This is a genomic window from Salmonella sp. SAL4457 (assembly GCF_046548235.1).
GTDB classification, from domain to species: Bacteria; Pseudomonadota; Gammaproteobacteria; order Enterobacterales; family Enterobacteriaceae; genus Salmonella; species Salmonella enterica.
Genome location: NZ_JBGDZO010000272.1, coordinates 1 through 303 on the forward strand (window position 1 = coordinate 1; position 303 = coordinate 303).

Here is a 303-nt window from a genome sequence, read left to right on the forward strand (position 1 = left end):
GCCTCAAGCAGATCATGCCGTTCGTCCAGTACTACACCTACGTCGAGATCACCCCGCGCGAACACCAGGCCCTGTGGTTCGAGTACGAGCGCGTGCGCGAAGCCTTCGAAGACAGCTTCGCCCAGCAGCAGATCGTCTCGGCATCGGACATCTACCCGGTGTTCCGCGAGCTGTTCCAGAGGAGGCTCGTCGCATGAGCAAGCGCCAGCCCATCGCCACCGGCTCGGAATGGACCTTCGAGCTGATCCAGCAGTACGACCGGGAAATCAGCAGGATCGCCGAGCGCTATGCCCTGGATACCTA

General features: G+C 61.7%; 1 protein-coding gene. It reads left to right on the top strand.

The features are described 5' to 3' along the window. Positions 1–197, top strand: a 197-nt coding sequence (locus ACLJNW_RS24240; protein ID WP_121349028.1) for a DUF444 family protein, incomplete at its 5' end; no start/stop codon positions are given. Positions 198–303 lie beyond the last annotated feature (106 nt).